This is a genomic window from Streptomyces sp. Act143, assembly GCF_003143935.1.
GTDB lineage: Bacteria > Actinomycetota > Actinomycetes > Streptomycetales > Streptomycetaceae > Streptomyces.
This window is the reverse complement of sequence record NZ_QFRX01000001.1, coordinates 1651400-1676202: the sequence shown is the minus strand read 5'-3', so window position 1 is coordinate 1676202 and position 24803 is coordinate 1651400. Positions and strand designations below refer to the sequence as shown.

The following is a 24803-nucleotide window of genomic DNA, read 5'->3' as shown; positions in this document are numbered from 1 at the left end:
GGCACCTCCCTCGGCGCCTACTCCCGCGCGGCCCATGCCCGCAGCAGCGCCGGCAGCTCCGCGAACGAGTCGATCACATGATCAGGGGTGCCGCTCGCGTCCCGCAGCGCCCCCGGCAGGAACTTCCCGGTCCGCACCAGCACCCCGGTGACCCCCGCGGCCTGCGCCGCCAGCACGTCCGACTCCACGTCGTCACCGACCATCACCGCCTCGTCCGCCCCCACCCCCAGCCGGGCGAGCGCGGCGCCGAAGAAGGCCCGCGACGGCTTCCCGGTCACCACGGCCTCCACACCGGCCGCCCGTTCCAGACCGGCCAGGAACGCCCCGGAGTCCAGCCGCAACCCGTCCTCGGTACGCCAGTACAGATTGCGGTGCATCGCGACGAGCCGTGCCCCGCGCTGCAGCTGCCCGAACGCCCGGTCCAGCGCCGCGTACCCGAACTCCTCCCCGGCACCCCCCAGCACCACGACGTCCGGATCGTCGTCGACGAGCCGGACACCCTCCAGGTCCTCCCGCACGTCCCCACTGTTCAGCAGCGCGCACCCCGCCCCCGGGAAGTGCTCGGCGAGATACGCGGCCGTCACCGCCGGTGCCGTCAGGATGTCCTCCGCCGTCACCGGGAACCCGGCCGCCGCGAGCGTCCCGGCGATCGACGCCCGCGTCCGCGAGGTCGTGTTGGTCACCAGCGCCACCCCCAGCCCGGCCGCCCGGAGCTCCCGCAGGGCGTCCACGGCACCGGGCAGCGGCTGCCAGGAGACGGTCAGCACACCGTCGATGTCGATGAGCACAGCACGCACAGACGTCATGCCCGGACCATAGCGAGAGTGCGTCCGGCGACCACCGTAGGCTCTGCCCCATGTCCCCCCACGTGCTCATCCTCGGCGGCACCACCGAGGCCCGGGAACTCGCCGCCGCGCTCACCGCACTGCCCGGCGTCCGCGTCACCACCTCGCTGGCGGGCCGCGTGACCCGCCCGGGCACCGTCACCGGGGACATCCGCATCGGCGGCTTCGGCGGCGCGGACGGGCTCGCCGCGTGGCTGCGGGAACAGCGCGTGGACGCCCTGGTCGACGCCACCCACCCCTTCGCTCAGGCGATCACCGCCCACGCCGCCCGGGCCGCCGCGGTGACCGGCGTTCCCGCGGTGGTGCTGCGCCGCCCGGGCTGGCGACCCGGCCCCGAGGACCGCTGGTTCCAGGTCGGTTCCCTGTCCGAGGCCGCCGGACTGCTGCCGCTGCTCGGCCCCCGCGTGTTCCTCACCACCGGACGCCTGGGCCTTGCGGCCTTCGCCCACCTGACGGAGCTTCACTTCGCCGTACGCTCCGTCGAGTTGCCCGAGCCGCCCATGCCGCCGCGCACCGAAGTGCTGCTGGCCCGCGGCCCGTTCACCGTCGACGACGAGACCACCCTGCTCACCACCCACTGCGTCGACGTCGTGGTGACGAAGGACAGCGGGGGAGCGGCCACGGCCGCCAAACTCACGGCCGCCCGCCGACTCGCGCTCCCGGTCGTGGTCGTACGGCGTCCCGCGCTGCCCGCGGACGTGACGGCCGTACCCGATGTGCCCGCGGTCCTGGAGCGGCTCGGCCTCAGCCCGCGATGACCGAGGCCCGCATCCGGTCGATCGCCCGCAGCACCTCGGCGCGGTTCTTGGCGCTCTTGATCCAGGCGGGCAGCCGGCCCACGGCGGTCATCTTCCGGCCGTCCTCGTACCAGGGGTCCCGCTCCCGCAGGTCCGCCGCCACGAACCGGCGGATCAGGTCGAGATGCGCGAGGTTGTACGCCCAGAGCTCGCCGTGCCGAGTCCGCGTCTCCAGCCACAGGCCCGGCCAGGAACGGGAGTCCGGGGACCGGCACAGGCCGCACGACCGGCAGATCACGCGGGGCCCGGCGGGTGCCCGCCGCTCGTGGTGCGCGATCCGGTCGCAGCGTGGGCAGCGGACCAGCACCGAGCCGGCGAAGTCGTGGCAGATCAGGCCGGGATCGTGGAAGCGGACGGGAGGCATGCCGGGAGTATGACCACCGACAGGCCCGCCCGGCACCTGGTTTTCAGCGGCTGGCGGCCAACTCCGGCTGCCGCTGCGGCAGCCCGTTGCTGAGGTCCTCCACCAGCAGCCGCTTGGAGATCGTGTCCACCGCGGCCCGCAGATCCGTGCCCGCCGGGCGGCCGATGTCCTGCTGCACCCGCGCCTCCAGCCACGTGGCCCACGCCTTGCCGATGACGCGGGCCTCGCGGGCGCCCGCCTCGGTGTGCGAGAAGAGGGAACCCGCGCGGGTCAGATAGCCCTCCTCGACCATCCGGTCGAAGACCGGCAGCAGCACCTCGGGCGGCATGTGACGGCGGGCGGCGATCAGCCCGAGGCCGGCGTGCCCGACCATCCGCGTGAACAGCTCCACCTGCATCACAGCCCAGGCGCCCGCCACGTCCAGCCGGGTGTCGGAGTCCGCGATGATCCGGCGGGCGGTCTGGAGATCCGCACCGCCGATGATCTTCCCGACAGCCGCCTCCAGCAGTCGCTGCGAGTCCGCCCCGGACGGCTGCCCGAACCCTTCGCCCATGTCGGTCGAGCCCGCCCGGGCACTGTCGCGCAGCTCGACCTGCTTGAGGAACAGGGCGACGACGAAGCCGAGGACCGCGACCGGCACCGTCCACAGGAAGACGGTCTGGATCGTGTCGGCGTAGGCGTCGATGATCGGCGAGGCCGCGGCCGGCGGCAGCCGGTGCACGCCCTCCGGACTCGTCGCCGCCTTGGCGATCGCCGCGGGATCGACCCCGCTGCCCGCCTGCGCGGCCGTCGCGACGGCGTCCTTCAGGTTAGGCGTGAGGGAGTTGGCGTAGATCGTGCCGAAGACGGCGGTGCCGAACGAACTGCCCAGCGTGCGGAAGAAGGTGACCCCGGAGGTCGCGGTGCCGAGGTCGGCGTAGTCGACGGTGTTCTGCACGGCGATCGTCAGCACCTGCATGCACAGCCCGATGCCGGTACCCAGCACGAACATGTACAGCGACTCCAGCCACGCCCCGGTGTCCGGCCCCATCAGCGACATCAGATACAGCCCGAGCCCCGTCACCAGCGAGCCGACGATGGGGAAGAGCCGGTACTGCCCGGTCTTGCTGACCACGTTGCCGCTGAAGACGGACGCGATGAGCAGCCCGATGACCAGGGGCAGGGTGCGGACGCCGGAGATCGTGGCCGAGTCGCCGTCGACGTACTGGAGATAGCTCGGCAGATACGTCATCGCGCCGAGCATGGCGAAGCCGACGACGAAGCTGAGGATCGAGCAGACCGTGAACACCGGGTTGGCGAACAGCCGCATCGGCAGCATCGGTTCCTTCGCCCGGGTCTCGGCCCAGCAGAACAGGCCCAGCGCGAGCGCGCCGCCGACGAACAGGCCGATGATGACGCCCGAGCCCCACGCGTACTCGTTGCCGCCCCAGCTCGTCGCCAGGATCAGCGCGCTCGCGCCCGCCGCGACCAGCGCGATGCCGAGGTAGTCGACGACCGGCCGGGACACCGACTTCACGACGGGGATCGTGCGGGCCGCGGCGATCACGACGACGATCGCGATCGGGACGTTGACGTAGAACGCCCAGCGCCAGGTCAGATGGTCGGTGAACAGCCCGCCCAGCAGCGGCCCGATGACCGTGGCCACCCCGAACACGGCGCCGATCGCGCCCTGGTACTTGCCGCGCTCACGCAGCGGGATGACGTCGGCGATCAGCGCCGTCGCCGTGACCATCAGCCCGCCCGCGCCGATGCCCTGCACGGCCCGCCAGGCGATCAGCAGCGTCATGTTCCCGGCGAGACCGCACAGGAACGAGCCCGTGATGAACACGATCGCCGAGACCTGGAAGACCAGCTTGCGGCCGAAGAGGTCGCCGAACTTGCCCACCAGGACGGTCGACACGGTCTCCGCGAGCAGATAGGCCGTGACCACCCACGACATGTGCGCGGCCCCGCCCAGGTCCGACACGATGGTCGGCAGCGCGGTGCCCACGATCGTCTGGTCCAGGGCCGCCAGCAGCACCCCCAGCATGATCGTCACGAAGACGACGTTGCGCTGACGCTTGTCCAGCACCGGCGGCTCGGCGGCGGGCGGCGCGGTGTGCTCGGTGAGGGTCACGAGGTCACGATCACACCGGCGGCCCAGCCGCGCATGCCGGAGGGGCCCGCTCGGGTGCCCTATCCGCGCGCGGGGTTGCGGCGCAGCAGATAGGTGTCCATGATCCAGCCCTTGCGCTCCCGTGCCTCCGCCCGCAGCCGCTCGATGCGCGGCCCGGCCTCGGCGATCGGCCCGGAGACGAGGATCTCGTCCGGGGTGCCGATGTACGCGCCCCAGTAGATGTCGATGTCGTCCTCGGCGTACTGCCGGAAGGCCTGGTGCGCGTCCAGCATCACCACCACGTCGTCCACCCCCTCCGGGAAGCCCTCGGCGAGCCGCCGCCCGGTGGTGATCTGCACCGGCCGCGCGACCCGGTTCAGGCCGGTGCAGTGCCGGGCCACCAGCGCGGAGACGCTGCTGATGCCGGGGACGACGTCGTACGCGAAGGCCACCGCGCCGCGCTCCAGGATCTCCTCCAGGATGCCGAGCGTGCTGTCGTACAACGCGGGGTCGCCCCACACCAGGAACGCGCCGCTCTCGTCCTCGCCCAGCTCCTCGGCGATCAGCCGCTCGTAGATCGCGGCACGCGCGCTGCGCCAGTCCCCGACGGCGGGGGAGTAGGCCGCGCCGCCCGCCGTGCGGTCACGGTCGGGGTCACGGGCCTCGACGACGCGGTACGTCCCCTCGGGTATGTGCGCCTGGAGCATGTCCCGGCGCAGGTCGGTGAGATCGCTCTTCACCTCGCCCTTGTCGAGGACGAAGAACACGTCCGTGCTCCGCAGCGCCTTGACCGCCTGGAGGGTCAGCTGGTCGGGGTCGCCCGCGCCGATACCGATGACATGAATCTTTCGCACCCCCCGAGTCTGCCGTACGCCACTGACGGCGACGGCACCGAGTCCCAGGTCAAGGCCGCAGCCGGGGTGCCCGGGCGCGGGCGTCCACGGCCGTGTCCCCGCGTTCCACCTCCCCGGCGAGCTGCCGCGCCCATGCGGCGAGACCGCCGAGATCCATCCCGTACGGCCGTGCCCGTCCCCCGCGCGACGCCCACTCCTCCACCGCCCCCGCCCCGCGCCGCAGCAACCGCGCCCCGCCGGTGACGTTGCCCCGGGCCGCGTGCGTGAGCCCCACCGCGAGCTGGGCCAGGCCCCGCCACAGCCCCCGTTCCTCCTCGGGCCCCGACTTCCAGGCGTCCTCGAACACCTCGTGAGCGTGGAACGGCTTCCCCGCGTCCAGCAGCTCCTGCGCCTCCACGACGCTCCGCTCCGGCGTACGGAGCACGCCCTCGGGCTGCCGGGCCACGCCCTCCGCCCCGTACGGCAGGGGCCTGCCGAGCCCGTCCCGCGGCCGGGCGTTGCGCGCCCGGCCCTCGTCGTCGCGGTCGCGTGCCCCGGTCGGCCGTCCTGAGGATGTGCTGCCCATACGCCGATTGTCCCGCGCGCACCGGGGCTCGCCTCACCGGCCCTCCTCACCGGGCCCTCTTCGAAGCGGTCCCCGGCGTGGGGTAAAGTACTCAACGCGTGATCACGCGGTTCCACCGCGCGAGACGCACCGGGACGTGGCGCAGCTTGGTAGCGCACTTGACTGGGGGTCAAGGGGTCGCAGGTTCAAATCCTGTCGTCCCGACTTTTCGAAGTCGTGGAGCAGTAACACGAAGGCCGTTTCAGAGGCATCTGAAACGGCCTTTCGGTTGTTCTCTTCTGTTCTCTGCGGTTGTTCCCTGCGGTTGTTTCCTGAGGTTGTTTTCGGGGGCCGGCCGGAGACCGGCCCCCAGGGAGCTACGCAGCGCCCCCGGTGGACCTGCGGGACGCTGTCCGGCGGCCACCGGACGCGCGGCCGGCCTGGCCGGAGGCGGCGCGGCCCGAGGCGCCGGCCGGGGACCGGCGGGGGGCGGTCCGGCCGCCCGCCGCGGCGGCGCCGCTCTTGGCCTTCCCGGCTCCCGCGCCGGCCCGGCGGGCGGAGCCCTCGTTCCCGGCCCTCGCGGCACCGCCCGACGAGGAACGGGCCCCGGACTGGGCCTGGGTGCCGGGCTGCCCCTGGGACTCGGCGCCGTTGCGGCGCCGGCGGCCGGACCGGCTTCCGGGCTTGGCGCCGGTCTTCCGGTCCGGTCGGGACGCCGTCGACGGTGTCGGCTGGGGGATCTCGATGGTGACGGCCACACCGGAGGGCTCGCGGGCTCCGGTGATCGTGGCCAGGGCCGCGTCCCCGGACGTGATCCGGGCCGTCCGGGGGCGGATGCCCGCGTCCGACATCAGACGCGTGACGTCGCGCTTCTGGTCGGGCAGGACCAGCGTGACCACGCTGCCGGAACCGCCGGCGCGGGCGGTGCGACCGCCCCGGTGGAGGTAGTCCTTGTGGTCGGTCGGGGGATCGACGTTCACGACGAGGTCGAGGTCGTCCACGTGTATGCCACGAGCCGCGACGTTCGTCGCCACCAGTGCCGTGACCTGGCCGTTCTTGAACTGCTCCAGGGTGCGGTTGCGCTGCGGCTGGGAGCGGCCGCCGTGCAGCGCCGCCGCCCGGACGCCGACGGACAGCAGCCGCTTGGTGAGCCGGTCCGCGGACCGCTTGGTGTCGAGGAAGAGGATGACCCGGCCGTCGCGGGCCGCGATGCGCGTGGTGACGGCCTTCTTGTCGGTCTCGTCCAGGACGTGGAGCACGTGATGCTCCATGGTGGTCACCGCGCCCGCGGACGGGTCCACCGAGTGGACCACCGGGTCGGTCAGGAACCGCTGCACCAGACGGTCGATGTTGCGGTCCAGGGTGGCCGAGAACAGCATCCGCTGCCCGTCGGCCCGTACCTGCTGGATCAGCTTGGTGATCTGGGGCAGGAACCCCATGTCGGTCATCTGGTCGGCCTCGTCCAGCACCGTGATGCCGACCTGGTCGAGGACACAGTCCCCGCGCTCCACGAGATCGTTGAGCCGGCCCGGTGTCGCCACCAGCACCTCGGCGCCGCGCCGGATCGTGGCGGCCTGCCGGGTGATGGAGAGACCGCCGACCACAGTGGCCATCCGGAGGTTGACCGCCGTCGCGTAAGGCGTCAGGGCGTCCGTCACCTGCTGGGCAAGTTCCCGGGTGGGCACCAGGACGAGGCCCAGCGGAGCCTTGGGCTGCGCGCGCTGTCCGGCCGTACGGGCCAGCAGCGCCAGACCGAAGGCGAGGGTTTTGCCGGAGCCGGTGCGTCCGCGTCCGAGCAGGTCACGCCCGGCGAGCGAGTTCGGCAGCGTCGCGGCCTGGATCGGGAAGGGCGTGGTCACGCCCTGTGCGGTGAGGGTCTTCAGCAGCCCCGCGGGCATGTCCAGGTCGGCGAAGTCCTCGACGGCGGGAAGTGCGGGTGTCGTGGTTTCCGGCAGCCGGAATTCCTTCGGCGGCGACACGGACGGTGAGGGGGACGAGGCGCGCCGGTTCGACTTCTGGGGCCTGCGGGACATGCGGTGGTCTGCCTTCCTGGAAACAGCACAAACCGGGGTCCGCACCAAGACGGTGCGGACCCCGGTGAGCGGAATACGCGTCCGGCGATCAGGCGGGGACGATGTTCTCCGCCTGCGGGCCCTTCTGGCCCTGCGTGACGTCGAAGGAGACCCGCTGGCCCTCCTGCAGCTCACGGAAGCCCTGGGTCGCGATGTTCGAGTAGTGGGCGAAGACGTCGGGGCCGCCGCCGTCCTGCTCGATGAAGCCGAAACCCTTTTCAGAGTTGAACCACTTGACGGTTCCCTGTGCCATGACTTTCTCCTTCAGTAGGCAGAGGCCCCATCCGGAGATGCCGGGAAAACAAATAATGCGCCTGAGGATAAGCATTCCCGTCAGGCGCACATAGGTTCATGGGTACCACAACTGCAACTCTGAAAGTCTAACACGATGCGACGCTGCGTGCTCGCGCAGGCGCCGCCGCCGTCCCGCGGCGTTCCGGCGTCGCGGGATGATAGAAGGCCCACATGACCAACTCGCTCCCCCCGCTCCGCCCGGCCGGTGCCCGATGACCGCCGGCGTCGACACCCCCGACGGCCGGGGCCGCACCGGGCTCGACCGCACCGGCCTGGACCTGACCGGCAACCCCCGCGTCAAGGTCCGTGACGTGAAACTGCTCTCCAGCCACTGGTACGTCGAGCGGGCCACCACCTTCGACCTGCAGCGCGCCGACGGCAGTTGGAGCACCCAGCAGCGCGAGACGCACGACCGCGGCAACGGCGCCACCATGCTCCTCTACGACGCCGACCGGGAAACCGTCCTGCTCACCCGGCAGTTCCGCTTCCCCGTGTACGTCAACGGCCACCCCGACGGCATGCTCGTCGAGACCCCGGGCGGAGTGCTCGACGACGAGGACGAGCACCCGGAGATCGCGGTGCGGCGCGAGGTGGTGGAGGAGACCGGGCACACCATCGGCGAGGTCCGGCACGTCTTCGACGTCTACATGAGCCCCGGTTCGGTCACCGAGCGCGTCAGCTTCTACGCCGCCGCGTACGGTCCGTCGACCCGCACCCACGAGGGCGGCGGCCTCGACGAGGAGGGCGAGGACATCGAGATCCTCGAACTGCCCTTCCGCAGGGCCCTGGAGATGATCCGCACCGGCGAGATCGCCGACGCCAAGACGATCATGCTCCTCCAATGGGCCGCGCTGGAAGGGCCGTTCGCGTCCTCGTGAGCCGGGACGTGGTCCCTTGACTTGAAGTGCGCTCCAGCAGGAAGACTCCCGTTCGCGCACCCCGACCGAGGGCGCGTGAACGGGAGGGGAGTCCCATGAAGTACCGCACCATCGGCACCGACCCGAAGAACCGCCGCGAGGTCAGCGTCCTCGCCCTCGGCGCGATGCTGTTCGGCTCGCGCACGGACGAGGCGACGTCCTTCGCGCTGCTCGACCGCTATGTGGAGGCGGGCGGCAACTTCATCGACACGTCCGACAACTACGCGTTCTGGGTCGACGGCGGCCAGGGCGGCCAGAGCGAGGAACTCCTCGGGCGCTGGCGGCGCAGCCGCGGCATCGGCGAGGAGGTCTTCATCGCCACCAAGCTCGGCGCCCGCCCCCTGGCCCCCGGCACCAGCTACACCGACAACGCCGAGGGCCTCTCGGCGAAGGTGATCCGCGAGTCCGCCGAGCGCAGCCGGGAACGGCTGGGCGTGGCGAAGCTGGACCTGCTCTACGCGCACATCGAGGACTACGACGTGCCGCTGCGGGAGACCGTCGAGGGCTTCGCCGAACTCGTCGACGAGGGCACCGTCGGCCTGCTCGGCGCCAGCAACCACGCCGTGTGGCGGGTGGAGCGGGCCCGCGCGATCGCCGCCGCGGCGGGACTGCCCGGCTACGAGGTGCTCCAGTACGCCCACAGCCATCTGCGGCCCCGTCTCGACGTGCCCGACGACTTCTGGCCCGACGGCAGCCTCGGGCACGCGGGCGCGGAGCTCCTGTCGTATCTGCGCGCGGAGCCCGCCCTCACCCTCGTCGCGTACTCACCCCTGCTCAAGGGCGCCTACGCCCACCCCGACCGCCTCCCCGCCGACTTCGACCACCCCGGCACCGCCGCCCGGCTCAAGGTCCTCCGGGAGGTGGCCCGGGAGACCGGCGCGACGGTCAACCAGGTCGTGCTGGCCTGGCAGATCGGCGGCGCCCTGCCGATCCTCCCGCTGGCCGGGGTGTCGTCCCTGGCCCAGCTGGAGGAGAACCTGGCCGCCGTCGACCTGGAACTGACCGGGGACCAGCGGGCCCGCCTGGACGGCGCCCACTAGGTCGTCGCGTCCGGCGCGGTCTCAGGGGCGGACGAGCAACTGGAAGTCGAACGCGTACCGGGACGCGCGGTAGATGTGCGTGCCGTACTCCACCGGCCGTCCGGTGTCGTCGTAGGCCGTGCGCTGCATGGTCAGCAGCGCGGTGCCCTCCCGCTCGCCGAGGCGGGCCGCCTCCTCGGCGGTGGCGCTGCGGGCGCCGACGGTCTGGCGGGCGCTGTGCAGGGTGATGCCCGCCGAGCGCATCAACCGGTACAGGCCCGTCGACTCCAGTCTCGGGGTGTCGAGTTCGAGGAGGGTCGCCGGCAGGTAGTTGCACAGGAACGCCACCGGCTGGCCGTGGGTACAGCGCAGTCGTTCCAGTACGACGACGTCGGCGCCCTCCGCGATGCCGAGGGCGGCGGCGACGTCGGCGGCGGCCGGGACGTGTTCGTTGCGCAGCACCTGTGTGGTCGGCCCCTGCCCGGCCGTCTCCAGGTCGTCGTAGAGACTGCTCAGTTCGAGTCCTCGCTTGACCTGGCTGTGCACCACCTGCGTGCCCACCCCGCGCCGCCGCACCAGCAGGCCCTTGTCGACCAGGGTCTGGATGGCCTGGCGGACCGTCGGGCGGGACAGGCCGAGGCGTACGGAGAGGTCGATCTCGTTGCCCAGGAGGTTCCCCGGGGCGAGGACGCCGTGCTCGATCGCCGCCTCCAGCTGCTGGGCGAGCTGGTAGTAGAGGGGCACCGGACTGCTCCGGTCCAGGGCGAAGTGCACGGAGTCGAGCGCGGAGGCGGCAGGGGGAGCGGTGCGTGAGCGACCGCCGGTCTTCGCCATGGGGGTACCTCCCTCGGTGGAGCGGGCGCGGGGCGTCACAGATGGGTGCGGCGGGCGGCGACCTGCCGGTCGTACTCCTCCCTGGCCCGTACGGCGGCCTCGCGGGACGCGGTCGCGGCCACCGGCACGTCCCACCAGGCCTCGGCCGGGGGAGCGGCCGGACCGGCGGGGCCCGTCTCGACGTAGACGCAGGTGGGGCGGTCGGAGGCGCGGGCCGTGGCGAGTGCCTCGCGCAGCTCGCGGACCGTCTTGGCGCGCAGCACGTCCATACCGAGGCTGCCCGCGTTGGCGGCCAGGTCGACGGGGAGCGGCGCGCCGGAGAAGGTGCCGTCGGCGGAGCGGTAGCGGTAGGCGGTGCCGAAGCGCTCCCCGCCGACCGACTCCGACAGGCCGCCGATGGAGGCGTAGCCGTGGTTCTGGATGAGGACCAGGTTGATCGGCAGGCCCTCCTGCACGGCCGTGACGATCTCGGTCGGCATCATCAGATAGGTGCCGTCGCCGACCAGCGCCCACACGGGCGTGTCGGGAGTGGCGTGCTGGACGCCGATGGCGGCCGGGATCTCGTAGCCCATGCAGGAGTAGCCGTACTCCAGGTGGTACTGGCGCGGGCTGCGGGCCCGCCACAGCTTGTGCAGGTCGCCGGGGAGCGAACCGGCCGCGTTGATGACCACGTCGTCGTCGCCCACGACCGCGTCCAGCGCGCCGAGCACCTGGGTCTGGGTCGGTACGGCGTGGTCGTCGGGGGCGCTGAAAGCCGTGTCGACCACCTGCTCCCAACGTTCCTTCCCGGCGCGGTACTCCGCCTCGTGAACCGAGTTCACGCGATGACCCGCCAACGCCTCCGTCAACGCAGTCAGCCCCGTCCGGGCGTCGCACACCAGAGTCCGTGCCGCCAGCTTGTGGGCGTCGAACGCGGTGATGTTGAGGTTGACGAACCTGACGCCCGGATTCTGGAAGAGGGTGCCGGAGGCGGTGGTGAAGTCCGTGTAGCGGGTGCCGACGCCGATCACCAGGTCCGCGGTGCGGGCGAGGGCGTCGCCGACCGCGGTGCCGGTGTGGCCGATGCCGCCGAGGTCGGCCGGGTGGTCGTGGCGCAGGGAGCCCTTGCCGGCCTGCGTGGAGGCGACCGGGATGCCGGTGGCGTCGGCGAACGTCTTCAAGGCCTCCTCGGCCCTGCTGTGGTGCACCCCGCCGCCCGCGACGATCAGGGGGCGCTCGGCGGCCCGGATCGCCGCCACGGCCGCCGCCAGCTCGTAGGGGTCGGGCGCGGGCCGCCGTACGTGCCACACGCGCTCGGCGAAGAACTCCTCCGGCCAGTCGTACGCCTCGGCCTGCACGTCCTGCGGCAGGGCCAGGGTCACCGCGCCGGTCTCGGCGGGGTCGGCGAGGACCCGCATGGCGTTGAGGGCGGACGGGATCAGGGCCTCGGGGCGGGTGATCCGGTCGAAGTAGCGGGAGACCGGGCGCAGGGTGTCGTTGACCGACACGTCCGCCTCGGTGGGGTGCTCCAGTTGCTGGAGCAGCGGGTCGGGGGCGTGCGAGGCGAAGTAGTCGCCGGGCAGGAGGAGGACCGGGAGCCGGTTGATGGTGGCCAGGGCGGCGCCGGTGACGAGGTTCGTGGCGCCCGGGCCGATGGACGTCGTCACCGCCTGCGCGGAGAGGCGGTCGAGCTGGCGGGCGTAGCCGACGGCCGCGTGCACCATGGCCTGTTCGTTGCGGCCCTGGTGGAACGGCATCGCCTCCTCGCCCGCCTCCAGGAGCGCCTGGCCGACGCCCGCGACATTGCCGTGGCCGAAGATGCCCCAGGTGCCGGCGATCAGCCGCTGCCGCACACCGTCGCGCTCGGTGTACTGCACGGACAGGAAACGCACCAGGGCCTGGGCGACGGTCAGGCGGCGGGTGGGGCTGCTCATCAGGACTTCTCCGGGGGTCGGGGGCGGGGGCCGGGGTGCTCGGGCCGGTCGTGGACGGTGTCGCTCAAGGCGCCGCACGAGGTGCTGTCCAAGATGCCGCCGCTGTCAGGAGGCTCTCGACCTCCGGCCGCGTCGGCATGGTGGAGGAGGAGGTGAGCCGGGGGGCGACGGCCGTGTTCGCCGCAGAACCGCCCAGGAACGTCCCGGAGGTCTGCACATCGTCCGACGCCATGCCCGGCTGCCGTGCGTGAGGATCGACTCCGGTGCGACCGATCGTGATCAAGTCGAAGGGCTGGGCGGGTACGACCATGCGCGACGCTCCTCGGACTCGGCTGACGTGCGGCCCGCGCGGGGGCCTGCGAGTCTCAGGTGTAGGACGCGGGAGGTGACCCTGTCAATACTTTGTACTTACATTCGGACCTGTACGTGAAATGATGTCTTAACAAAGTATTGACAGGGGCCACGCCCAGGGATTGGATTCCGTCCCAGCGCAACCGCCGTATTTGCGGCCCGCGACCCGGACATGCCAAGATCCCGGGCCTCGGATCACCGAGATCTCTCTTCCTTTCCCCCGCAAAGCACAGTGAGGTGCAGGAAAGATGGACCGCTCTTCTCGCTCCCAGTCCCGCAGACTGACCCCCGTTGTGGCGCTGGCCGCGGCCGCTGCCCTGACCCTCGCCGGCTGCTCCAGCAGCTCCGGGGGCAAGAAGTCGGAGGAGAGCGCGGACGGCGCCTCCGCCGGCAAGGCCAGCACCCCGCGCATGACGGTCGCCCTGATCACGCACCAGTCGCCCGGCGACACCTTCTGGGACATCGTCCGCAAGGGCGCCGAGGCCGCCGCCGCCAAGGACAACGTCAAGCTGATCTACACGAACGACCCGAGCGCCGGAGGCCAGGCCACCCTGGTGCAGAACGCCATCGACCAGAAGGTCGACGGCATCGCGGTCACCCTGGCCAAGCCCGACGCCCTGAAGGACGTCATCGCCAAGGCGAAGGCCAAGAACATACCCGTCGTCGGCCTCAACTCCGGTGTCAGCGAGTGGCAGAAGCTCGGCCTGATGGAGTTCTTCGGCCAGGACGAGACCGTCGCCGGTGAGGCCCTCGGCAAGCGGCTGAACGAGGAGGGCGCCAAGAGCGCCGTCTGTGTCATCCAGGAGCAGGGCAACATCGGTCTGACCCAGCGCTGCGACGGCGTGAAGAAGACCTTCGAGGGCAAGTTCCAGACGGTCAACGTCAACGGCGCCGACATGCCGTCCGTGAAGTCGACCATCACCGCCAAGCTCAGCCAGGACAAGTCCATCGACTACGTCGTCGCCCTCGGCGCCCCCATCGCGCTGACCGCCGCGCAGTCGGTGTCCGACGCCGGCAGCAAGGCCAAGGTCGCCACCTTCGACCTCAACAAGGACCTGACCGGCGCCATCAGCAAGGGCAGCATCGCCTTCGCCGTCGACCAGCAGCCGTACCTCCAGGGCTACCTTTCGGTCGACTCGCTCTGGCTCTACAAGAACAACGGCAACTACATGGGCGGCGGCGAGCAGCCGGTACTGACCGGCCCCGCCTTCGTGGACAAGTCCAACGTCGACGCGGTCGCCAAGTACGCCGCGAAGGGCACCCGGTGATCAGTATGACCCAGCACGCCGAGCCGGCGGTGACCACACCGCCGGCCCCCGGCCCGAAGGAGACCGACGGCCGGACCGCCCGACGTCCCCTTGCCCTGCGGCTGTTGGCCCGCCCCGAGGTCGGCGTCTTCCTCGGCGCCGTCGCCGTCTACGTCTTCTTCCTGGTCTCCGCACCGCCGGTGCGCGAGGGCAGCTCGATGGCCAACATCCTCTACCAGTCGTCGACCATCGGGATCATGGCCCTGCCGGTCGCGCTGCTGATGATCGGCGGCGAGTTCGACCTGTCGTCCGGCGTCGCGGTCATCACCTCCGCGCTGACCGCGAGCATGCTCGCCTACGAGCTCACGCTGAACGTGTGGATGGGCGTGGTCGCCGCCCTGGTCGTGTCGCTCGCCATCGGGTTCCTCAACGGCTGGCTGGTCGTCAAGACCGGTCTGCCGAGCTTCCTGATCACCCTGGGCTCCTTCCTGATCCTCCAGGGCGTGAACCTGGCGGTCACCAAGCTCGTCACCGGCAACGTGGCCACCGACGACATCTCCGACATGGACGGCTTCGACCAGGCCAAGAAGATCTTCGCGTCGTCCTTCGAGGTCGGCGGCGTCCAGATCAAGATCACGATCGTGTACTGGCTGGTCTTCGCCGCGCTGGCGACCTGGGTGCTGCTGCGCACCAAGTACGGCAACTGGATCTTCGCCGTCGGCGGCAACAAGGACTCCGCCCGGGCCGTCGGTGTGCCGGTGACCTTCACGAAGATCTCGCTGTTCATGCTGGTCGGGTTCGGCGCCTGGTTCGTCGGCATGCACAACCTGTTCTCCTTCAACACCGTGCAGTCCGGTGAAGGCGTGGGCCAGGAGCTCATCTACATCTCCGCGGCCGTCATCGGCGGCTGTCTGCTGACCGGTGGTGCCGGCTCCGCGATCGGCCCGGTCTTCGGGGCGTTCATGTTCGGCATGGTGCAGCAGGGCATCGTGTACGCCGGTTGGAACCCGGACTGGTTCAAGGCCTTCCTGGGCGTGATGCTGCTCGGCGCCGTCCTGATCAATCTGTGGGTCAGCCGTACGGCGACCCGGAGGTGACGTGATGACATCCAACGGAACCCACGGGGCCGTCCTCGCCGACACCGTCCCCCAGGGGAGCGACGGCGCGATCGTCGAACTCCGCAACGCGGGCAAGTCGTACGGCAACATCCGCGCCCTGCACGGTGTCGACCTCAAGGTCCACCCCAGCCAGGTCACCTGTGTGCTGGGCGACAACGGCGCCGGAAAGTCGACCCTGATCAAAATCATCTCGGGGCTGCACCAGCACACCGAGGGCGAGTTCCTCGTCGACGGCGCCCCGGTACGCTTCACCACCCCGCGCGAGGCCCTCGACAAGGGCATCGCCACCGTGTACCAGGACCTGGCCGTGGTCCCGCTCATGCCGGTGTGGCGCAACTTCTTCCTCGGCTCCGAGCTGACCAAGGGCCCCTGGCCGCTGCGGCGCCTGGACATCGAGAAGATGAAGCAGACCGCCGACGCGGAGCTGCGCAACATGGGCATCGTCCTGGACGACCTGGAGCAGCCGATCGGCACGCTGTCCGGCGGCCAGCGCCAGTGCGTGGCGATCGCCCGCGCCGTCCACTTCGGCGCCCGCGTCCTCATCCTGGACGAGCCCACCGCCGCGCTCGGCGTGAAGCAGTCCGGTGTGGTGCTGAAGTACATCGCCGCCGCCCGCGACCGCGGACTGGGCGTCATCTTCATCACCCACAACCCGCACCACGCCTACATGGTCGGCGACCACTTCAGCGTGCTGCGCCTGGGCACCATGGAACTCAACGCCTCCCGCGACGAGGTCAGCCTGGAGGAGCTCACCAACCACATGGCCGGCGGCTCCGAACTGGCCGCCCTCAAGCACGAGCTGGCCCAGGTCCGCGGCGTCGACGTCGAAGAGCTGCCCGAGGCGGGCGACCTCACCGCACCGGTGGTGACGACCGAGGAAGACCCGTCGTGACCCCCCTGGACCGCATCCGGGTCGGCTCCGCCCCCGACTCCTGGGGCGTCTGGTTCCCCGACGACCCGCAACAGGTGCCGTGGCGACGGTTCCTGGACGAGGTCGCCGAGGCCGGCTACGCGTGGATCGAGCTGGGTCCGTACGGCTATCTGCCGACCGACCCGGCCCGGCTCACCGACGAGGTCGCGAAGCGCGACCTCAAGATCTCGGCGGGCACCGTCTTCACCGGCCTGCATCGCGGCCCCTCGGTCTGGGAGCCGACCTGGGAACACGTCAGCCAGGTCGCCGCCCTCACCCAGGCGATGGGCGCGCAGCACCTCGTCGTCATCCCGTCCTTCTGGCGGGACGACAAGACCGCCGAGCTCCTCGAACCCCCGGAGCTGACCCACGAGCAGTGGGCCCACCTCACCAAGGGCATGGAGCGGCTCGGACACGAGGTGAAGGAGGCGTACGGCCTCGACATCGTCGTCCACCCGCACGCCGACACCCACCTCGACACCGAGGACCACGTCGAGCGCTTCCTCGACTCGACCGACTCCGAACTCGTCAACCTCTGCCTGGACACCGGGCATTACGCCTACTGCGGCGGCGACAGCGTCAAGCTGATCGAGACGTACGGCGAACGCATCGGCTATCTGCACCTCAAGCAGGTCGACCCCGCGATCCTCGCCGACGTGGTGGCGGACGAGGTGCCGTTCGGACCGGCCGTGCAGCGCGGCGTGATGTGCGAGCCGCCTTCCGGTGTACCGGAGTTGGAGCCGGTCCTGGTGGCGGCACAGAAGCTGGGCGTGGACCTGTTCGCGATCGTCGAGCAGGACATGTACCCGTGCGAGCCGGACAAGCCACTGCCGATCGCGGTGCGCACCCGCAAGTACCTGAGGTCCTGCGGCGCCTGAAGGGGGCGACGTCATGACGCCGAGCGACATTCTCCGAGTCGCCGTCATCGGAACGGGAAAGATGGGCGCCGACCATGTGCGGCGCATCCAGGGCGTCGTCAGCGGCGCCCGGGTGAGCGCCGTCGTCGACACCGACGCGGAGCGCGCCAAGGCCGTGGCGGCCCGCGTCGACGGCTGCACCGCCTACACCGACCCGCTGTCGGCGATGACCGCCGACGACGTGGACGCCGTACTGATCGCCTCCCCGGGGCCCGCGCACGAGGCCGCGCTGCTGGCCGCCCTCGAACGCGACCTCCCGGTGCTGTGCGAGAAGCCGCTCACCCCGGACGCGGCCTCGGCCCTACGGGTCCTGGAAGCCGAACGGAGACTCGGCCACCGGCGGGTCCAGGTCGGCTTCATGCGGCGCTACGACCCCGAGTACGTGCGCCTCAAGGCCCTGCTGGACACGGGCCAGTTGGGCCGCCCGCTGCTCCTCCACAACCGGCACCGCAACGCGGCCAGCCCGCCCTTCTTCACCAGCGAGATGCTCATCAGCGACTCGGTGGCGCACGAGGCGGACGTCACCCGCTGGCTGCTCGACGAGGAGATCACCGCCGTCACCGTGCTGCGGCCGAGACGCTCGGCGAACGCGCCGGACGCCTTGCAGGACCCGCAGTTCGTGGTGTTCGAGACGGACGGCGGCGCGGTCGCCGACGTGGAGATCTTCGTCAACTGCGGCTTCGGCTACCAGGTCCAGGCCGAGGCGGTCTGCGAACGCGGCACCGCCCGCATCGGCGACGGCCACGCCATGGTCACCAACATGGCCGGCCGCTGGGGCGGCACCATCGCCCAGGACTTCACCGACCGCTTCGCCGACGCCTACGACCGCGAGCTCCAGGCCTGGGCCGACGCCACCCGCCGGGGCGAGGTCACCGGGCCGAGCGTCTGGGACGGGTACGCGGCCGCCGCCGTCTGCGAGGCCGGGGTGCGGGCGCTGACGGACGGCGGGCGGATGGAGGTCGAGCTGGTGGAGCGCCCGGGGCTCTACGCCTGACCGGGTTCGGGGAGCGGGCGGGTGAAGACCACCATCGGCTGACCGGGACCGTTGTAGTCCTCCTGGACACGGGCGTCGAAGCCCAGACTTCGGTGGAAGGCGACCGATCCCGTGTTGGTCACGGAGGTGATGGCCTTCAGCCGGACCGCGCCCTGCTTCCGCGCGGCCTCGGTGAAGGCGTCGTACAGCCGGCGGCCGAGCCCGGTGCCGCGCGCGTCGTCACGGGTGGCGATCAGATGGACGTACCCGGTGGCGTCGGGCGTGACGAACCCGACGAGGTAGCCCAGGATGCCGGTGTCGTCGCGGGCGACCAGGCACGTCGACCCGAACTCCTGCACCAGGGCCAGGAGATGGAGCGAGCGCAGGTCGCGCTCGCCCCAGTAGCGGGAGTGGTCCGCCAGCACCTGCTGGATGTCGGTGACGTGAGCGGGAGCGATGGGTGCGGCCATGCCCTCGATCATGCCAGGCGCGCGACCACCGACCGGGGCCGCGGCTCGAAGCCCGCCGCCCGGTAGCCCGCGTCGATCAGCTCCATCGTCGCCACCGCGTCGTCCGCGTCGAGCGGCACCGGCGTCCCCTCCCGGACCCGCGCCGCGAACGCGTCCAACTGGTAGGTGTACGACGACCTGGTGCCGAGCCGCTCGGTGCGCTCGCCCGCGGCGGTGCGCACCACCACCCGGTCGTCGAGGTGCGGCAGCACGAAGTTGGGCGCGTACGCCTCGCCCCGGCTGCCGACGATCCGGCAGCTCATGTCGAGGCCGTCGTACGCCATGTGGCAGCGCGCGGACGCCGTGGCCCCGCCGGGGAACTCCAGCTCCGCGTCCAGCCATTCGTCCACGCCCGGCGCCCCCGCCCGCTCGCCGCCGCGTGCGGAGACCAGCCGGGGCGTGCCGCCGCCGAACGGGGCCAGCATGCGCACGGCGTGCAGGCTGTAGCAGCCCAGATCCATCACGGCACCGCCGGCCAGCGGCAGCGACCAGCGCGGGTCGGTGTCCGGGGGCGCGGCGATGGCGACCATCGTCTCCACCCTCTGCAGCTCGCCGAGTTCACCGCTCCCGAGGAGCTCGTGCAGGCGCCGCGTGACCGGGTGGAAGAGGTAGTGGAACGCCTCCATGAAGACGGTCCCGGACTTCGCCGCCGCCTCCCGCACCTCGGCGGCCTCCTCGGCGTTGCTCGCCGACGGCTTCTCCGACAGCACGTGCTTGCCCGCCGCGAGGGCGGCCAGGTTCCACGGCCCGTGCAGGCCGTTCGCCAGGGGGTTGTAGACGGCCTCGACCTCGGGGTCCGCGATCAGATCGGCGTAGGAGTCCACGACCCGCTCCACGCCGTGCTCGCGCGCGAACTCCTCGGCGCGGGACCGGTCGCGGGCGGCCACCGCGACGACGCGGTGGCCGGTCGTCCGGGCCGGGGCGATGAGGGAGCCCGCGGTGATCCGCGCGGCTCCCAGGACTCCGATGCGCAGTGGTTCCCGGCCCGGCTCGCTCATGCCTGCCGTACCTCCTCGATGGTGACGGGACGGTGCTCGTGCAGGGACAGTGTGCAGGCCTCGGCGATCCAGCCGGCCTCCAGGGCGTCCTCCACCGTGCACGGGGAGGGACGGCTGCCCGCCACGACCTCGGTGAAAGCGGTGAGTTCGGCGCGGTAGGCGGCGGTGAAGCGGTCCATGAAGAAGTCGTGCGGCGTCCCGGCCGGGAAGGTCACCCCGGGCTCCACCGAGCGCAGCGGCAGCTTGTCCTCCAGGCCGACGGCGATCGAGTCCTCGAAGCCGTGCAGCTCCATGCGGACGTCGTAACCCCGCTTGTTGTGGCGGGAGTTGGAGACCACCGCGATCGTGCCGTCGTCCAGGGTGAGGATCGCGCCGGTGGTGTCGGCGTCGCCCGCGGCCTTGATGTAGTCGGCGCCGCGGTTGCCGCCGACGGCGTACACCTCGGTCACCTCGCGCCCGGTCACCCAGCGGATGATGTCGAAGTCGTGCACCGAGCAGTCCCGGAAGATGCCACCGGAGGCGGCGACGTACGCGGCGGGCGGCGGCGCCGGGTCGAGGGTCGTGGAGCGGACCGTGTGCAGCTTGCCCAGCTCGCCCGAGTGCACGGCGGCCCGGGCCGCGACGAATCCGGCGTCGAAGCGCCGGTTGTAGCCGATCTGGATCGGCACGTCCGTACCCCGGATCGCCTTGAGGACCTCCACGCCCTCGCTCATGTGCTTGGCGACGGGCTTCTCGCAGAAGACGGGGATGCCGGCCTCGACGCCGGCCAGGATCAGCGCCGGGTGGGCGTCGGTGGCGGCGGCCACGACGATGCCGTCCACCCCGGCGGCCAGCAGCGCCTCCGGCGAGTCCACGACCTCGCCGCCGAACTTCTCCGCGGCGGCCTTGGCGGCGTCCGCGAACGGGTCGGTGAGGACGAGCGAGTCGACCGCGTCGAGTCCGGAGAGGGTCTCGGCGTGGAAGGCGCCGATGCGGCCGAGGCCGAGGATTCCGATGCGCATGGGGGGTGCAGCTCCTTGAGGGTTCTTGCAGTGACAGTGCTGGTGAGGTTCAGTCCAGGCCGCCGAGGACGTTCTGGTCCCAGTCGATCACCGAGCCGGTGACCACGCCCGACCGGTCGGACAGCAGCAGGACCACGAAGTCGGCGATCTCGTCCGGCTGGCCGAGCTTGCCCATGGGCAGCCTCGCGGCGGCCTGCTCGCGCCAGTCGTCCGCGGCGCCGTGGAACGTCCTCTGCGTGGCGTCCTCGCCCTCGGTCGCCGTCCAGCCGATGTTCAGCCCGTTGATCCGTACCCGGTCCCAGCGGTGCGCGTGCGCGGCGTTGCGGGTCAGGCCGATCAGCCCGGCCTTCGCGGCCACGTACGGGGCGAGGAACGGCTGCCCGCCGTGCGCCGAGGACGTGATGATGTTGACCACCGTGCCGGGCGCCTCGCGGGCCACCATGTCGGCGACCGCGGCCTGCATCGCGAAGAACGGCGCCTTGAGGTTGATGGCGATGTGCTGGTCGAACAGCTCGGGCGTGGTGTCGAGCAGCGTGCCCCGGGAGGTCAGGCCCGCGGAGTTCACCAGGCAGTCGATCCGGCCGTACACGGCGACCACCGACGCCACCGACGCCTTCGCCTGCTCGGCGTCCGCGAGGTCGGCCCGCACGAACATGGCCTTGCCGCCGGCCGCCGTCAGCTCGGCCACCAGCGCCTCGCCCGGCTCCGGGCGCCGACCGGACACGGCCACGACCGCGCCCTCACGCACCGCGGCCCGCGCGATCGCGGCGCCCACGCCCTGGCTGCCGCCGTTGACGAGGACGACCTTGTCCTCCAGAAGTCCCTGAAGTGCCATGGGAGTACGTTCCTTTCAGCTCGCGCGCCGCTCGGCCGCCGCCCGCAGCTCGTCCCGCAGCGTCCGCGGCGTCCACCGCTCGCGCAGGGCCCGCCGGACCAGGTCGGCCTGCGAGGGCGGGGCGAGCCCGTCGATGGGCGGATCGCTGTCGAGGTTGGTGGGGAAGGGGTAGCCCTCGGCGCTCGCGGCGATGACGTTCGCCAGCCACTCCTCGCTCGCCCCCTCCGTCGCCCGCCGCAGCAGCACCGGGTAGACCGCGTTCGCCATCGTCTCCCGGTCCACGGTCTCCATGGCCCGCCCGAACGCCGAGGACACCTGGAGCAGATTGGCGACGCGCCGCACATCGGTGGTGCGGTTGGTGCCGGCCGCGTGGAACAGCGCCGGGTTGAAGAAGACGGCGTCGCCCTTGGCCAGCGGCAGCTGGACGTGATGCTCCTTGAAGTACGCCTGGAACTCCGGCCGCCGCCACGCCAGATACCCCGGCTCGAACGTCTGCGAGTACGGCAGGTACAGCGTCGGCCCCGACTCCACCGGCATGTCGCAGTGCGCCACCGCGCCCTGAAGGGTGAGCACGGGGGAGAGGCGGTGCACATGGGACGGGTAGGCGGCGGCGACCTCGTCGGACAGGAAGCCGAGGTGGTAGTCGCGGTGCGCGGTCTGCGCGAGGCCGCCCGGGTTGACCACGTTGACCTGGGAGGTGACCTGGTAGCCGGGGCCGAGCCAGGCCTCGGCGGCCAGGGCGAGGACGGGGTTGGCGTAGTAGTCGGCGAACGCCGCCGGGTCGTACAGGGCGGCCTTCTCCAGCGCGTTCCACACCCGCTCGTTGGCGCCGGGCTTCGCGAAGTGGTCCCCGGCGGTGGCGCCCGCCGCGTCCTGCTCGCGGATCAGCGCCTCGAAGACGGCGGTCGCCCGGTCGACGACCGCGAGGTCCCAGAACGCGCCCCGGAAGACCACGACGCCGGGCCCGTCCGTCAGGGCCCGTACCAGCTCCTCCTGGACCGCACGGCGGTCCGCGGCGGCCCCGACGCGCTCGCTGTCGTAGAGCAGGACGCTCCGCTCCACGGCGTCGGCGTACGGGTAGTCGGCCGGGTCGGTGGTGCGCTCGACGAGCGGGCGCAGGGCGGCGAGGTCGCAGTCCTGCTCGGACAGCCAGGCACGGCGGTGTACGGCGGTGAAGGACATCGACGTCCTCTCGATGACAGGGCGAGCAGCGCTTCGGTGACAGGGGCGACGCAACGCTGTCATTCTTGTCAGTACAAACCCGTCGAACAACCGGCACGGAGCCATCAAAAACCCCTCAAGGAGCCTGCCCATGGGCCACCCCTTCCCGATCCGGGAAATCGCACGTCAGGCAGGTCTGAGCGAGGCCACGGTCGACCGTGTCCTGAACGGCAGGGGCGGCGTCCGGGAGAGCACCGCCCGCGAGGTCCGGCAGGCCATCGCCGACCTCGACCGGCAGCGCACGCAGGTCCGGCTGGTGGGCCGCACCTTCATGATCGACATAGTGATGCAGGCGCCGGAGCGCTTCAGCACCGCGGTCCGTGCCGCGCTGGAGGCGGAACTGCCCGCCCTGCACCCGGCGGTCGTGCGGTCCCGCTTCCACTTCCGGGAGACCGGCCCGGTCGAGGAGCAGGTCCGCACCCTGGACCGGATAGCCCGGCGCGGCTCCCAGGGCGTGATCCTCAAGGCGCCGGACGTCCCCGAGGTCACCGCGGCCGTCGGACGCCTGGTGGCCGCGGGCATCCCGGTCGTCACCCTGGTCACCGACCTGCCCGCCAGCGCCCGCCTCGGCTACGTCGGCATAGACAACAGGGCGGCCGGGGCGACGGCCGCGTACCTCATGGGCCAGTGGCTCGGCGACCGGCCCGGCAACGTCCTCACCAGCCTCAGCAGCGGCTTCTTCCGCAACGAGGAGGAGCGTGAGATGGGCTTCCGCAGCGCCATGCGCGCCCACCACCCCGACCGCACCCTCGTCGAGATCGCCGAGGGCCAGGGCCTGGACGCCACCCAGTACGACCTCGTCCGCGCCGCCCTCGCCCGCGACCCGGACATCCGTGCCGTCTACTCCATCGGCGGCGGCAACATCGCGACCCTGCGCGCCTTCGCGGACCTGGGCCGCGCGTGCGTGGTGTTCGTCGCCCACGACCTCGACCACGACAACACCCGCCTGCTGAGCGAGCACCGCCTCTCCGCGGTCCTCCACCACGACCTGCGCCAGGACCTCCGCGAGGCCTGCCACCTCGTCATGCGGGCCCACGGCGCGCTGCCGCCCGCCGGGCCGACGCTGCCGTCCCCGATCCAGGTCGTGACCCCGTACAACATGCCGAGCCGGGATTGAGGACGCACCGCCGCCGGCGGCGTACGGCCTAGCTGAGATTGATCGCGTACGCCTTGCGCAGCGTCTCGTGCACCGTCCACGTCGTACGGTCGCCCGCGCGCAGGACGGCCAGGTCGTCGGGCCCGACCTCCAGCGTCGGCCCGCCCGCCACCTCGACGGTGGCCGACCCGCTGATCACCACGAACAGCTCGTCCGCCTCGGTGTCGGTGACGACACCCGGCGTGATCTGCCAGATGCCGCGGATCTGCTTGCCGTCCGCCGACTCCCAGAGCACCTTCCCGGTCACCTCGGGCGTCCCGGACACGATCTGATCGGGGTCGAGGGGCTCGGGTTCGAGCTCGGCGTCGGGGATGTGGACGGCGAAACTGTGGCTCACGGTGCTCATGGGAGGACCCTAGCCAGCGCGCACACCCCTGGGCCGTGGACAGGGTGTGGGGTATCGGTCCAGGTGGGAGGACACTTCGTCGCGACTGGCGGCCGGCCGCGAGGCACGTGATCGTGGGAGACATGGCACAGGCCGCGGCGGAGCCCGCCGACGCACCGCACCCGCACGACACCCGCGAGGCCGTCCTGTTCGGCGGCGTCTACGGCGCCGTCCTCGCCTGCTCGATGGTCGCCGCGCTCACCCAGTACGGCCACACCTCCCAGGACAGCCGCCGCTACGACGCCCTGTGGCTGCTGGTCACGGCCCTCGCCTCCGCCCTCGCCCACGGCTACGCCCACTACATCGCCGAACGCACCCCGCACCGCCGCGGGGACGCCCTGCGCACGCTGGTCAACGAGTGGCCGCTGATCGCCGCGGTCCTCCCCACGGTCGCGGTACTGGCGGGGGCGGGCTGGGGCTGGTGGCCCGCGAAAGGGGTGGAGTACCCGGCGTTCACCCTGAACATCACCCTGCTGTTCACCCTCGGGCTGGTGACGGCCCGCCGGGCGCACCGCTCGTGGACCGCGGCCGTGCTGATCGGCGCGGTGGACGCGCTGCTGGGGGTGGGGGTGGTCGTGGCCAACGCCGTCATCAAGTGACGGAGCGTAAGGTCGGGGCCTGCCGGGGAAGGGAG

25 protein-coding genes and 1 tRNA gene are annotated in these 24803 nt (G+C 71.7%); 11 read left to right on the top strand and 15 right to left on the bottom strand.

Annotation, left to right across the window (positions count from 1 at the left end; translation table 11 throughout):
- Positions 1-17: 17 nt before the first annotated feature.
- Positions 18-806 carry a TIGR01458 family HAD-type hydrolase gene (locus DI272_RS07485; RefSeq protein WP_109494578.1) on the bottom strand — a complete coding sequence of 263 codons (789 nt, stop codon included), beginning with the start codon at positions 804-806 and terminating at the stop codon, positions 18-20.
- 50 nt (positions 807-856) lie between these two features.
- On the opposite strand from DI272_RS07485, the gene DI272_RS07480 reads away from it, so the two are divergent.
- Positions 857-1603 carry a cobalt-precorrin-6A reductase gene (locus DI272_RS07480; RefSeq protein ID WP_109494577.1) on the top strand — a complete coding sequence of 249 codons (747 nt, stop codon included), beginning with the start codon at positions 857-859 and terminating at the stop codon, positions 1601-1603.
- Here DI272_RS07480 and DI272_RS07475 read toward each other — a convergent pair.
- The 4 genes from DI272_RS07475 to DI272_RS07460 are packed head-to-tail and all read right to left on the bottom strand — an operon-like array spanning position 1590 to position 5520.
- A complete protein-coding gene (locus DI272_RS07475) occupies positions 1590-2006 on the bottom strand; it encodes a hypothetical protein (protein WP_109494576.1) in 417 nt (138 codons plus the stop codon). The two genes, DI272_RS07480 and DI272_RS07475, sit on opposite strands and share 14 nt — an antisense overlap.
- 43 nt (positions 2007-2049) lie before the next feature.
- Positions 2050-4122, bottom strand: coding sequence for an MDR family MFS transporter (locus tag DI272_RS07470; RefSeq protein ID WP_181387113.1), 2073 nt, complete (start codon positions 4120-4122; stop codon positions 2050-2052).
- 59 nt (positions 4123-4181) lie between these two features.
- A complete protein-coding gene (gene cobF / locus DI272_RS07465) occupies positions 4182-4955 on the bottom strand; it encodes a precorrin-6A synthase (deacetylating) (protein ID WP_181387112.1) in 774 nt (257 codons plus the stop codon).
- Between the two features lie 49 nt (positions 4956-5004).
- Positions 5005-5520: a DUF309 domain-containing protein gene (locus DI272_RS07460; protein WP_109494575.1), complete on the bottom strand. Its 516-nt coding sequence runs from the start codon at positions 5518-5520 to the stop codon at positions 5005-5007.
- Between the two features lie 130 nt (positions 5521-5650).
- Between DI272_RS07460 and DI272_RS07455 the strand changes: the two genes are divergently transcribed.
- Positions 5651-5724 (top strand) — tRNA-Pro (locus tag DI272_RS07455).
- A 152-nt stretch (positions 5725-5876) separates the two neighbouring features.
- Here DI272_RS07455 and DI272_RS07450 read toward each other — a convergent pair.
- Positions 5877-7532, bottom strand: a complete 1656-nt coding sequence (locus DI272_RS07450; RefSeq protein ID WP_109494574.1) for a DEAD/DEAH box helicase — start codon at positions 7530-7532, stop codon at positions 5877-5879.
- Positions 7533-7620: 88 nt separating this feature from the next.
- Positions 7621-7824 (bottom strand): cold-shock protein, encoded by a 204-nt coding sequence (locus DI272_RS07445; protein ID WP_007502648.1) that lies wholly within the window; start codon positions 7822-7824, stop codon positions 7621-7623.
- A 253-nt stretch (positions 7825-8077) separates the two neighbouring features.
- On the opposite strand from DI272_RS07445, the gene DI272_RS07440 reads away from it, so the two are divergent.
- Both DI272_RS07440 and DI272_RS07435 read left to right on the top strand, forming a co-directional pair.
- Positions 8078-8743, top strand: coding sequence for an NUDIX domain-containing protein (locus DI272_RS07440; protein ID WP_109494573.1), 666 nt, complete (start codon positions 8078-8080; stop codon positions 8741-8743).
- 95 nt (positions 8744-8838) lie between these two features.
- The gene (locus DI272_RS07435) at positions 8839-9822 is read left to right on the top strand and encodes an aldo/keto reductase (RefSeq protein ID WP_109494572.1); all 984 of its coding nucleotides are present in this window, start codon (positions 8839-8841) and stop codon (positions 9820-9822) included.
- Between the two features lie 21 nt (positions 9823-9843).
- Here DI272_RS07435 and DI272_RS07430 read toward each other — a convergent pair whose 3' ends face one another.
- Both DI272_RS07430 and iolD read right to left on the bottom strand, forming a co-directional pair.
- Positions 9844-10635, bottom strand: a complete 792-nt coding sequence (locus DI272_RS07430; protein ID WP_109494571.1) for a GntR family transcriptional regulator — start codon at positions 10633-10635, stop codon at positions 9844-9846.
- Positions 10636-10670: 35 nt separating this feature from the next.
- Positions 10671-12548 carry a 3D-(3,5/4)-trihydroxycyclohexane-1,2-dione acylhydrolase (decyclizing) gene (gene iolD, locus DI272_RS07425; RefSeq protein WP_109494570.1) on the bottom strand — a complete coding sequence of 626 codons (1878 nt, stop codon included), beginning with the start codon at positions 12546-12548 and terminating at the stop codon, positions 10671-10673.
- A 599-nt stretch (positions 12549-13147) separates the two neighbouring features.
- On the opposite strand from iolD, the gene DI272_RS07415 reads away from it, so the two are divergent.
- The 5 genes from DI272_RS07415 to DI272_RS07395 are packed head-to-tail and all read left to right on the top strand — an operon-like array spanning position 13148 to position 18085.
- Positions 13148-14167: a sugar ABC transporter substrate-binding protein gene (locus tag DI272_RS07415; RefSeq protein ID WP_109494568.1), complete on the top strand. Its 1020-nt coding sequence runs from the start codon at positions 13148-13150 to the stop codon at positions 14165-14167.
- Positions 14167-15243: an ABC transporter permease gene (locus tag DI272_RS07410; protein WP_181387516.1), complete on the top strand. Its 1077-nt coding sequence runs from the start codon at positions 14167-14169 to the stop codon at positions 15241-15243. Before DI272_RS07415 ends, DI272_RS07410 begins: the two co-directional genes overlap by 1 nt.
- A 4-nt stretch (positions 15244-15247) precedes the next feature.
- Entirely contained in the window at positions 15248-16156 is a 909-nt protein-coding gene (locus DI272_RS07405; protein WP_109500725.1) for an ATP-binding cassette domain-containing protein, read from the top strand.
- Positions 16153-17052, top strand: coding sequence for a sugar phosphate isomerase/epimerase (locus tag DI272_RS07400; RefSeq protein ID WP_109494566.1), 900 nt, complete (start codon positions 16153-16155; stop codon positions 17050-17052). The genes DI272_RS07405 and DI272_RS07400 overlap by 4 nt, the downstream gene beginning before the upstream one ends.
- 13 nt (positions 17053-17065) lie before the next feature.
- On the top strand, positions 17066-18085 hold the full coding sequence (locus tag DI272_RS07395; protein WP_109494565.1) for a Gfo/Idh/MocA family protein: 1020 nt from the start codon (positions 17066-17068) through the stop codon (positions 18083-18085).
- Here the strand turns inward: DI272_RS07395 and DI272_RS07390 are convergent.
- From DI272_RS07390 to DI272_RS07370, 5 genes are read right to left on the bottom strand one after another with little or no spacing between them, the layout of a single operon-like run.
- The gene (locus DI272_RS07390; protein ID WP_109494564.1) at positions 18076-18534 is read right to left on the bottom strand and encodes a GNAT family N-acetyltransferase; all 459 of its coding nucleotides are present in this window, start codon (positions 18532-18534) and stop codon (positions 18076-18078) included. The two genes, DI272_RS07395 and DI272_RS07390, sit on opposite strands and share 10 nt — an antisense overlap.
- Before the next feature lie 8 nt (positions 18535-18542).
- The gene (locus tag DI272_RS07385) at positions 18543-19571 is read right to left on the bottom strand and encodes a Gfo/Idh/MocA family protein (RefSeq protein ID WP_109494563.1); all 1029 of its coding nucleotides are present in this window, start codon (positions 19569-19571) and stop codon (positions 18543-18545) included.
- Positions 19568-20572 carry a Gfo/Idh/MocA family oxidoreductase gene (locus DI272_RS07380; RefSeq protein ID WP_109494562.1) on the bottom strand — a complete coding sequence of 335 codons (1005 nt, stop codon included), beginning with the start codon at positions 20570-20572 and terminating at the stop codon, positions 19568-19570. The genes DI272_RS07385 and DI272_RS07380 overlap by 4 nt, the downstream gene beginning before the upstream one ends.
- Positions 20573-20621: 49 nt before the next feature.
- Positions 20622-21407 (bottom strand): SDR family oxidoreductase, encoded by a 786-nt coding sequence (locus DI272_RS07375; RefSeq protein WP_109494560.1) that lies wholly within the window; start codon positions 21405-21407, stop codon positions 20622-20624.
- 15 nt (positions 21408-21422) lie between these two features.
- Complete coding sequence (locus DI272_RS07370; protein WP_109494558.1) at positions 21423-22589, bottom strand: phytanoyl-CoA dioxygenase family protein; 1167 nt, start codon at positions 22587-22589, stop codon at positions 21423-21425.
- A gap of 130 nt (positions 22590-22719) precedes the next feature.
- Here DI272_RS07370 and DI272_RS07365 point away from each other — a divergent pair, with 130 nt between their 5' ends.
- Positions 22720-23745 (top strand): LacI family DNA-binding transcriptional regulator, encoded by a 1026-nt coding sequence (locus DI272_RS07365; protein ID WP_109494557.1) that lies wholly within the window; start codon positions 22720-22722, stop codon positions 23743-23745.
- Positions 23746-23773: 28 nt separating this feature from the next.
- Here the strand turns inward: DI272_RS07365 and DI272_RS07360 are convergent, their stop codons facing one another.
- Positions 23774-24121, bottom strand: a complete 348-nt coding sequence (locus DI272_RS07360; protein ID WP_109500723.1) for a cupin domain-containing protein — start codon at positions 24119-24121, stop codon at positions 23774-23776.
- 131 nt (positions 24122-24252) lie between these two features.
- Between DI272_RS07360 and DI272_RS07355 the strand changes: the two genes are divergently transcribed.
- A complete protein-coding gene (locus DI272_RS07355) occupies positions 24253-24768 on the top strand; it encodes a hypothetical protein (protein WP_109500724.1) in 516 nt (171 codons plus the stop codon).
- Positions 24769-24803: the final 35 nt, after the last annotated feature.

Bases quoted from the DNA above. Each gene is read 5' to 3' on its own strand.
- DI272_RS07485 (WP_109494578.1), bottom strand. From the start codon at position 806: ATGACGTCTGTGCGTGCTGTGCTCATCGACATCGACGGTGTGCTGACC.
- DI272_RS07480 (WP_109494577.1), top strand. From the start codon at position 857: ATGTCCCCCCACGTGCTCATCCTCGGCGGCACCACCGAGGCCCGGGAA.
- DI272_RS07475 (WP_109494576.1), bottom strand. From the start codon at position 2,006: ATGCCTCCCGTCCGCTTCCACGATCCCGGCCTGATCTGCCACGACTTC.
- DI272_RS07460 (WP_109494575.1), bottom strand. From the start codon at position 5,520: ATGGGCAGCACATCCTCAGGACGGCCGACCGGGGCACGCGACCGCGAC.
- DI272_RS07450 (WP_109494574.1), bottom strand. From the start codon at position 7,532: ATGTCCCGCAGGCCCCAGAAGTCGAACCGGCGCGCCTCGTCCCCCTCA.
- DI272_RS07445 (WP_007502648.1), bottom strand. From the start codon at position 7,824: ATGGCACAGGGAACCGTCAAGTGGTTCAACTCTGAAAAGGGTTTCGGC.
- DI272_RS07440 (WP_109494573.1), top strand. From the start codon at position 8,078: ATGACCGCCGGCGTCGACACCCCCGACGGCCGGGGCCGCACCGGGCTC.
- DI272_RS07435 (WP_109494572.1), top strand. From the start codon at position 8,839: ATGAAGTACCGCACCATCGGCACCGACCCGAAGAACCGCCGCGAGGTC.
- DI272_RS07430 (WP_109494571.1), bottom strand. From the start codon at position 10,635: ATGGCGAAGACCGGCGGTCGCTCACGCACCGCTCCCCCTGCCGCCTCC.
- iolD (WP_109494570.1), bottom strand. From the start codon at position 12,548: ATGAGCAGCCCCACCCGCCGCCTGACCGTCGCCCAGGCCCTGGTGCGT.
- DI272_RS07415 (WP_109494568.1), top strand. From the start codon at position 13,148: ATGGACCGCTCTTCTCGCTCCCAGTCCCGCAGACTGACCCCCGTTGTG.
- DI272_RS07405 (WP_109500725.1), top strand. From the start codon at position 15,248: ATGACATCCAACGGAACCCACGGGGCCGTCCTCGCCGACACCGTCCCC.
- DI272_RS07395 (WP_109494565.1), top strand. From the start codon at position 17,066: ATGACGCCGAGCGACATTCTCCGAGTCGCCGTCATCGGAACGGGAAAG.
- DI272_RS07390 (WP_109494564.1), bottom strand. From the start codon at position 18,534: ATGGCCGCACCCATCGCTCCCGCTCACGTCACCGACATCCAGCAGGTG.
- DI272_RS07385 (WP_109494563.1), bottom strand. From the start codon at position 19,571: ATGAGCGAGCCGGGCCGGGAACCACTGCGCATCGGAGTCCTGGGAGCC.
- DI272_RS07380 (WP_109494562.1), bottom strand. From the start codon at position 20,572: ATGCGCATCGGAATCCTCGGCCTCGGCCGCATCGGCGCCTTCCACGCC.
- DI272_RS07375 (WP_109494560.1), bottom strand. From the start codon at position 21,407: ATGGCACTTCAGGGACTTCTGGAGGACAAGGTCGTCCTCGTCAACGGC.
- DI272_RS07370 (WP_109494558.1), bottom strand. From the start codon at position 22,589: ATGTCCTTCACCGCCGTACACCGCCGTGCCTGGCTGTCCGAGCAGGAC.
- DI272_RS07365 (WP_109494557.1), top strand. From the start codon at position 22,720: ATGGGCCACCCCTTCCCGATCCGGGAAATCGCACGTCAGGCAGGTCTG.
- DI272_RS07355 (WP_109500724.1), top strand. From the start codon at position 24,253: ATGGCACAGGCCGCGGCGGAGCCCGCCGACGCACCGCACCCGCACGAC.